The organism is Coprococcus sp. AM100_B19A (assembly GCF_027662015.1).
Taxonomy (GTDB): Bacteria; Bacillota; Clostridia; order Lachnospirales; family Lachnospiraceae; genus Allocoprococcus; species Allocoprococcus comes.
In genome coordinates this window covers 1-7,949 of sequence record NZ_JAQDKN010000029.1, presented here as the reverse complement: position 1 = coordinate 7,949, position 7,949 = coordinate 1, and the positions used below count along the sequence as shown (strand labels likewise).

Sequence of the window (7,949 nt, the reverse complement as noted above, 5' to 3'; positions counted from 1 at the left end):
GCAATCTGTCTTTTTGTCATAAAAAACCTTATCTAAATGACATTGAATGATTTATTTTCTATCTAAAATTTTATTAAAGCGACTAAAGACTCCATAGTTTGTGTGTTTGACTTACTGTTTATATCTATCTTCTCCTAAATATTTTTCTAGTCATTGCAATATAAAATTGCTTATACAGTCTCTCCCTTTGATATGACCATCATTATAGCGCACAAACCAATCAACAGATCTGATACCATCGGTGTAATTTGGAACCATATAATATCCCTATTTGGTATGTAACTTGCTTTTACTAATCCATGGCGTACCAGATCGGCAATCCACTCTGCATCTTTTACATCCGTCTTACGTCCGGGAACTCCTTTGATATGCTGCGCATTCACAACCATGATCGGTATCTGTTCTTCTTCAAATATATTATATACAGGTTTCCAATAAGAGCCCGTACTTTCCATGGCAGCCATCTCACAATCTGTTTCTTTCAGCCACGAAACTAATTGGAGATCTTGCAGGCCTCCTGGATTCTATCGACCAGCTTTTTGGAAAATATAATGCTTTTTTATAATCTAATAGCTTTTGAAAATCTAATGCTGCTATTTTAAATCCGAAGAATAACCGGGTACGTTTTTTGCCATGCACAGGTATCTTGTCCACATGATATCTTCGACGAAGAAGAGAGGGAATTGCTTCTACTCCATTTCTAAATTTTGCATATTCAGAAAATTCTTCCGTCTGCATGTACTGTAATTGTTTTGCACGACCAACGGATTTCCAAGATACTTCCTTTCGGACTCGTGTTTTTAGAAAACGCGACTGACACCGTTCTTTGTAAGGACATCCTTCGCAGTCACTTATCCGAAAATACGCAACGGAACGCTCATTGCCTGGATCATAGATACAGTCTTCAGGTACACGATTATTCTTACATTTGATGAGATATTTTCCATCATCAGTAAAAACAAAATCAGCATATATTTCATCTGGTTTGCGTCCTGTGAAATTGGTTGTAACAAGTTTTAGATTATGTTCAGATGCTAAACGTGAGTTCTCTTCTCCGCTGTATGCCCCATCGGCAACAATAAAAGAACCATCAGAAAAATCTTTTTTCTCATTAAGATAATCTTTCATAAACTGATTATCTGCGTAGGTATTTTGCTGGTAATCGTAGACAATGACCAGACTGCTTTTTTCTCCGACAGCTTCAACTACGTTTCCAACGTATCCAAGATGTCTGCCACCTGCTTTATAGCGGAAAGTGGCTTCTGGATCAGAAGGATTAAGCAATACTTCTGAAGGATTTTCAACTTCCTCTTTTTTGTCGAAGCCGCCTTGAGCCACCATCATCAATGATTGTGCGTTCCTTTAATAGGCGAATAAGAAGCTGATATTCACTTGTATCATCAAAATCACCGGTTGAATCACAAATCTTTATCAAGATATCTGCATCTTTCATCACAACAACGTTTCTCTCAGTTGCATCCATATCCCGCTTGTGATAAATGCATTTATTATAATCATCTTTTTTAATATAATGATATTGTTCATCCGGAATTTTTGTTCCACGCTCATCCATTATTTTGCAAAGATTAGCAACACAAGTATAAAACAATTCAAGCAATGAGAGGTTTCTGATATTTGCAGCAACCATTAAACTGTCCATACGTTGTTTATCCGGAGTGATATCCATAAAATCAGATATTTCTTTTGCCATTTTTACAACACATTCATGAATAAGATCAACATCATGCTCTGTTTCCTCTTGCTCTAAACCTGCTGAGGGTTCTGTCACTAATTGGCTGCTCTTCAAAACTGGTTGTGTGCAGTGCATACTGATAGCGGATATCAAATGCCATAGCTTCAACGATCTCATCGTCAGTAACATTAAGAGCTTCTTTAAGAATCAGTGCCCCAACAATCACATTGACCGGAGTATTAGGTCTGGATGCTTTTTTACTGTAAAGAACAGAAAAAATATTTTCATCAATAGCAGGAAAAACTTTGTCTGCAAAAGTATTTGCCCATGATTTTTCTAACATTCGTTTTTCGCGTTCTGTAAGATTAAAAGTACTGTCTAAAACAGTAAGCTGTTGATTATCATTTTTAACAAAAGACATATAGATCACCTCATAAAATGCTACCTACATTTTACCAAAGAATCCAATGTTTTTACATATCGTGTTAAGTTTTCAAGGTACAAATTTATATCAAAGGCTATAAACCTTTTGACACCCTAATCTTTTATTTTATCTTCTCCGGAGCAGTTTTTTACACTGGCTTACAGGTGCATCCGATTCCCAGTCCATCCGGACCGATATGACAGGACAAACCGAAGGAAAGTTTATCACACATGACTTCCATTCCCGGGAAACTTTCTTTAATCTGGTTTACCCATTCTTCTGTCACTTCATCGGTACTGCTGGACGCCGCCATCAGGTACACTTTACCCGCAGCATATTCTTCTCGGAAATTCGTTTCCAGCTCATGCTTCATTGCATCGATCATAACTTTACGTGATTTCTTCATACCACGGCATTTCTGGTAGATATCAAGCTTTCCTGTGCTGAAATGCATAACAGGTTTGATATTCAGGACATCTGCTGCCAAAGCTGTCACAGAGCTGACTCTTCCTCCTTTTTTGAGATATTTCAGTGTGCTGAGCCCGATATAAATTGTCATTTTTTCTCTGGTTTCTTCAAGAATTTTCTTGATTTCGACTACACTGTATCCTTCTTCTGCCATTTCTACTGCATCAAGAACAGAACGATGCATCGGGGTTGCCACACGACCGTTATCTACGACAAACACCTTACCGGCAAATTCATCTTCATTTGCCATGGCTTCTGCTGTCATACAGGACCCACTTAAAGCACTACTAAGAGGAATATAAACAATCTCCTCATATTCTTTCAGCATCTCTTTCCACATATCCATAACTTCTGTTGGTGACGGCTGAGATGTAGATACATCTACGCCCTTTCGAAGCATATCATAAAATTCATCTCTGGAAAGATCTACTCCTTCACGATACACTTTCTCTCCGATATAAAAGGGCATCGGTAGTACCTTAATTCCGAGTCTCTGCGCTTCTTCGCTCAAAATTCCACTGTGGCTGTCTGTCATGATTCCTATTTTCTTCATAATATCTTCTTCCTTTGTAATCTATTTTTATAACGTCTTAATAATCGGCATTACACTTCATTTATATTTGTATCAAATCATTATTTTTCATTCGGCACAATAAAGGATGACGCAATTTCCTCCTCCGCATACTCTTCCACATCCGTTCTCGTTACTCGTTTTATATGTTGTTTTTTTAGGCGCAGATATACGAACTCCCGGAATATAGTATAAAATACCGATACAAGTGGAATGAAAATCAGCATACCTATAATTCCCATAAGATTTCCGCCGATTGTAACTGCCGCCAGTACCCAAATTGATGGAAGTCCTACTGATCCGCCAACCACATGAGGATAGATCAGATTACCTTCTATCTGCTGCAAAAGCAGAAAAACTATAATAAATAAAACTGCCTGTTTTGGATTTACCATAAAGATCAGAAAACTTCCCACGGCACAGCCAATAAAGGCTCCAAAGATAGGAACCAATGCGGTAAACGCGATCAAAATTCCAATTAAAAGTGCATATGGCATTTTTAAAATACTTAGCGTGATAACAAACATCATTCCGAGAATTACTGCTTCCAGACACTGCCCTGCAAGAAAATTTGCAAATGTCCGATATGTCAGCGAACATATGTTAAGAATTGCATCTGCTTTTTGTTTTGGAATAAAAGCGAAAATCACTTTTCTTACCTGTAAATGTAATTTTTCCTTCTGAAAAAGAATATAGCATGCAAAGGAAAACGAAATAAAAAAGGTCGCTAATCCACTGGCAATGGAACCTACTGCTGACATCGTCGTATTCATCATATTTCCGACTCCGTTTCCAAGAAGACTTATTCCCCATTTAATTGCCTGATCAGGCTGAAACTGCAGCTGATCTACCAATTTCATAATATCCTGATTATCATGTGAAAATTCCCGAATCCAGTTTTGCATCTGTGGAATAAAATCTGAAATACTCGTCATCAGATTTCCCATGGTCTGTGTAAGCTGTGGAATCACACCAAACATTACCAATACCATTACACCTGCTGCCAATATAATTGTAAGAAGCAGGCTTATCGGTCTCGCAGCTTTTTTTCCTATTTTATTATTTTCTTTTATCTTTCCGAGCATTTTCTTTTCCAGGAAACTCATTGGTACATTAATCACAAAGGCAATTGCACCACCAAGCGCAAAAGGAAACACAATTTTCCATATTGACTTCAGCACTTCAATCACCACATCGAATTTCCACAAAGCAACTACAAGAAATGCCGTAAACACAATCAGTTCTCGAATTTTTTTCATAGAACATCTACTTAAATCCACTATCTTTCCCCTCTTTTTCTTAGTTTCATACGTATACACTTAAGTAATTGAATAATCAGAAGGCTTGCAAAAGCATATAAATATACACATCCAAGCTGCATCAGATTCAACGTTTCCACTTTCTCCTAAATATTTTTCTAGTCATTGCAATATAAAATTGCTTATACAGTCTCTCCCTTAAGAGTCCTGGTATTCTTGATAATGTACAAAACAACTGATACAACCATCATTATAGCACACAAACCAATTAACAGATCTGACACCATTGGTGTAATGTGGAACCATATAATATGTACAGCCACAGTTCCATATAATAAAAAGGTTACTATCTTTCCATGCCAGTCTGCACCATGTACTTTTCCTGTCTTTTGTATCACAAGACATCCACTAACCGCCATATAAAGTTCCTTAACTGCCATTATAACGATCAGCGGGAGCATATGTGGAAAGCGAGTAAACAAGCAAATCAACATTGCTGCCTGTGTCAGCTTATCAGCCACCGGATCAAGTATTTTTCCTAAATTACTAATCCTATGGAATCTTCTTGCGATATATCCATCAGCAAGATCCGTAAGACCAGACAGCAATAAGATTTCACCAGCTAACAGAGGATTTTTCTTTACACAATAACTCCATATAATTACCGGAATCAAACAAAGCCGAAAAAAAGAAAGAAGATTAGGAACCGTAATAATTCTATTCAAATTTTCTTCCTGATTCACTTCACTCTGCATGTACGGTCACCTCACTTACCTTTTTTTTAGACATAAACCAATAAAATATAACACAAAATACTAAAGCAAACACAACACCAAAAACATTTTGAATCACTCTAAGACTAACCGCTCCTTGTAGACCATAAGTCTCTGCAGCAATGGCTAAAGCACCAAATGTGTTAAATACTGCCTGCCAGCCATATTGTGCTGAAAATCCTACACCGATTCCACCAAGAATTCCTATATATGCATAGATTGACGAAGGAAGCAGAAAATATAATACTGTAAAACATATAACACCTGCAATATTTCCGACAATCCTTTTACGGACTCTGTAGTGCATATCTTCCATAAACGGCAAAATCGCGGACATGGCCGCAATACCAGCCCACATTGCACGTGGCATATTACAAAGTTCTGCAATGCAAAGGACAATCGGTACGCATAAAATCTGACATATCTGCCATTTTGTTCTGGAAGAAGTGATATCAAATTCTTGTATCAGATCTTTCAGATTTCTTTTATAAGTTCTGTTTTTATGATTTCGATAAAATACGAAGCAGGTAAGTGCTGCACCTAAAGCCATTCCGACTAATCGCATCTGATAGCTTTTTCCCGTAACATCATAACCATATAGCAGCAGATACCCAAGAACCAATGTAGATTGATTAAACATGAATGGATTATGGCATCCGAACAGAATCAACACAGCCAGTGCCGCAATATTTAACAGCATTCCCAATACCGGTGAAAACTGATTTGCTAAATGCGGACATACAGTCATAATTACAAAGAACAAAGCCAAAAGCATCGTAGATTGTCCGGTGTGGATCCCCAGATCCGCATTCCGAAATACCATAAGGCATAATAAAACTACTACACCCACAATACTATTCTCATTTCCAAATAAGATACTGAAAATAGTAACAAATAAAAAACAAAATGCCATTGTAACAGCTATCTTTACCAAATATACCAGTATATGATATGATTTTTCTTTCACTGTTTCACTCTTTTTCAACAGATTTTTAGAACCTGCCTGATTTAACTGCAATTCCTGATAAAATGTCATGTAATTCCTCCTCTATCTGTTTTTCTTAAACTTATATGGCCTCATCTTTCTGTATTGGAAGCTCTACAACAAATCTGCATCCACCATATTCACGGTTTTCTGCTTTGATTGTTCCTCCGGCACTATCTACAATCCGTTTTACAAGTGCAAGACCTAGGCCATTTCCTTCTGCTTTATGAGATCCATCTACCTGATAGAACTTGTCAAATATTCTGGATTTTACATCATCCTCTATTCCTGGTCCTTCATCTTCCAGAATGAACTTAACAGAATCCTGTTCTTGTTTCAGAAACATCGTAATTGTCCCCTTTGAAGGGCTGAACTTAATCGCATTATCCAAAAGATTTATCCAGATATGCATAAAAAGTCCTTCATTCCCAGTATATTTAACTTCCTCCAATTCTACCTGAAAACCAATTTCTTTTTCTGTCCATTTTGTTTCCAATGAAAGAAATGCCTGGCGGATCTGTTCATCCAGACGATATTCTGTTTTTTTCATTGGTATATTCTGATTCTCTAACTTGGATAACAGCAAAATATTACCAACCAATCCGGAAAGTCTTTGGGTGTTAAATAAGATTTTTTCTACATATTCCTCTTGATCCGGAGACAGTTCTTCTCCCTGAAGCAGCATTGTATATCCTTCAATGGCATTAATCGGGGTCTTAAACTCATGAGAAACATCAGATACAAAATCCATCTGCAGCACCTCTGTTGCACGAAGTTCTTTTGTCATAACGTTAAAACTTTGATAAGATTCTCCAACTTCTGCTATACGGCTGTTCGTTTCCAAATGCTGTTCAAAATCTCCCTGAGAAACTTCCTTCATTGCTTTACTAAGTCTGGTAATTGGTTCCAGTAACTTTGCATTGATAAAGGAAGTGATCAGCCCTGCAATCAATGTATTGAAAATCAAAAGCCAGCCAAGCACAGGTATGCTGCCCGGCAGATTAAAAAAATGATTCAAAAAAGCAAATAATAAAGCAGATATGACTGTTGAAAATACAAGTGCCAGCCAGATTGCACCGGTCAGACAGGATCGGATCCGCAATCCTTTTTCTTTCTTTTGTTCCATTATTTTTTCACCACCTTGTATCCAATTCCACGCATTGTTACGATTTCAAAATCAGGGTTATCTTTAAAACGCTCTCTGATTCTTCCTATATGTACCTCTATCGTATGTGGGTCTGCCTCCGTCTCGTATCCCCATACTTCATCCATCAACTGTTGTTTTGTAAATGTTCTGCCTGGCGAAGCTGCAAGCTTATATAAAAGCAGGAATTCTTTTTTAGGCAAAACAAGACTTTCCTTATCAGTTGTAACCGTCATTGCATCATAATCAAACTCTGTTGAACCGATCACAATTTTGTGTTCATTCAGTATCTGTGCACGGCGAAGCAGTGCTCCGACTCTTAAAACCATTTCATTCACATTTACCGGTTTTACCATATAATCGTCACTTCCCGAAAGAAATCCCTGGCGCATATCATCAAAGGAACCTTTCGCAGTGATCATAAGCACTGGTATCTGATATCCTGCTGAACGAAGTTCTGACACCAGTTCATAGCCATCCATAACCGGCATCATAATATCAGAAATGATCAGATCAATATATTCCTTATCCAATACTTCTAATGCCTGTGCTCCATCCGATGCACTTTTGACTTGATATCCATTCTTCTCAAGCACTTTTTGGAATAGCTGGCTTAATTCTTTATCATCTTC

At 37.5% G+C, this 7,949-nt stretch carries 10 protein-coding genes; all 10 read right to left on the bottom strand.

The genetic code is table 11. The features are described from left to right. Nucleotides 1-170 precede the first annotated feature (170 nt). Complete coding sequence (locus tag PGQ33_RS17215; protein WP_442872461.1) at nucleotides 171-455, bottom strand: IS110 family transposase; 285 nt, start codon at nucleotides 453-455, stop codon at nucleotides 171-173. A 10-nt stretch (nucleotides 456-465) separates the two neighbouring features. Further along, entirely contained in the window at nucleotides 466-1,344 is an 879-nt protein-coding gene (locus PGQ33_RS16425; protein ID WP_008370190.1) for a transposase, read from the bottom strand. After that, nucleotides 1,301-1,789, bottom strand: a complete 489-nt coding sequence (locus tag PGQ33_RS16420; protein ID WP_040446298.1) for a hypothetical protein — start codon at nucleotides 1,787-1,789, stop codon at nucleotides 1,301-1,303. The genes PGQ33_RS16425 and PGQ33_RS16420 overlap by 44 nt, the downstream gene beginning before the upstream one ends. Further along, nucleotides 1,743-2,114: a transposase gene (locus PGQ33_RS16415; protein WP_005360252.1), complete on the bottom strand. Its 372-nt coding sequence runs from the start codon at nucleotides 2,112-2,114 to the stop codon at nucleotides 1,743-1,745. The genes PGQ33_RS16420 and PGQ33_RS16415 overlap by 47 nt, the downstream gene beginning before the upstream one ends. Nucleotides 2,115-2,265: 151 nt before the next feature. Further along, the gene (locus PGQ33_RS16410; protein ID WP_005360251.1) at nucleotides 2,266-3,138 is read right to left on the bottom strand and encodes a DegV family protein; all 873 of its coding nucleotides are present in this window, start codon (nucleotides 3,136-3,138) and stop codon (nucleotides 2,266-2,268) included. An 80-nt stretch (nucleotides 3,139-3,218) separates the two neighbouring features. Beyond that, nucleotides 3,219-4,436 carry an AI-2E family transporter gene (locus PGQ33_RS16405; protein WP_270206099.1) on the bottom strand — a complete coding sequence of 406 codons (1,218 nt, stop codon included), beginning with the start codon at nucleotides 4,434-4,436 and terminating at the stop codon, nucleotides 3,219-3,221. A gap of 161 nt (nucleotides 4,437-4,597) precedes the next feature. After that, complete coding sequence (locus PGQ33_RS16400; protein ID WP_117502262.1) at nucleotides 4,598-5,170, bottom strand: CDP-alcohol phosphatidyltransferase family protein; 573 nt, start codon at nucleotides 5,168-5,170, stop codon at nucleotides 4,598-4,600. Next, a complete protein-coding gene (locus PGQ33_RS16395) occupies nucleotides 5,160-6,224 on the bottom strand; it encodes an FUSC family protein (protein WP_117502260.1) in 1,065 nt (354 codons plus the stop codon). Before PGQ33_RS16395 ends, PGQ33_RS16400 begins: the two co-directional genes overlap by 11 nt. 31 nt (nucleotides 6,225-6,255) lie before the next feature. Further along, complete coding sequence (locus PGQ33_RS16390) at nucleotides 6,256-7,299, bottom strand: HAMP domain-containing sensor histidine kinase (RefSeq protein ID WP_117502258.1); 1,044 nt, start codon at nucleotides 7,297-7,299, stop codon at nucleotides 6,256-6,258. Further along, nucleotides 7,299-7,949, bottom strand: a 651-nt coding sequence (locus PGQ33_RS16385; RefSeq protein ID WP_270206098.1) for a response regulator transcription factor, incomplete at its 5' end; no start/stop codon positions are given. The genes PGQ33_RS16390 and PGQ33_RS16385, both read right to left, overlap by 1 nt.

Bases quoted from the DNA above. Each gene is read 5' to 3' on its own strand.
- PGQ33_RS17215 (WP_442872461.1), bottom strand. From the start codon at position 455: ATGGAAAGTACGGGCTCTTATTGGAAACCTGTATATAATATATTTGAA.
- PGQ33_RS16425 (WP_008370190.1), bottom strand. From the start codon at position 1,344: ATGATGGTGGCTCAAGGCGGCTTCGACAAAAAAGAGGAAGTTGAAAAT.
- PGQ33_RS16415 (WP_005360252.1), bottom strand. From the start codon at position 2,114: ATGTCTTTTGTTAAAAATGATAATCAACAGCTTACTGTTTTAGACAGT.
- PGQ33_RS16410 (WP_005360251.1), bottom strand. From the start codon at position 3,138: ATGAAGAAAATAGGAATCATGACAGACAGCCACAGTGGAATTTTGAGC.
- PGQ33_RS16400 (WP_117502262.1), bottom strand. From the start codon at position 5,170: ATGCAGAGTGAAGTGAATCAGGAAGAAAATTTGAATAGAATTATTACG.
- PGQ33_RS16395 (WP_117502260.1), bottom strand. From the start codon at position 6,224: ATGACATTTTATCAGGAATTGCAGTTAAATCAGGCAGGTTCTAAAAAT.
- PGQ33_RS16390 (WP_117502258.1), bottom strand. From the start codon at position 7,299: ATGGAACAAAAGAAAGAAAAAGGATTGCGGATCCGATCCTGTCTGACC.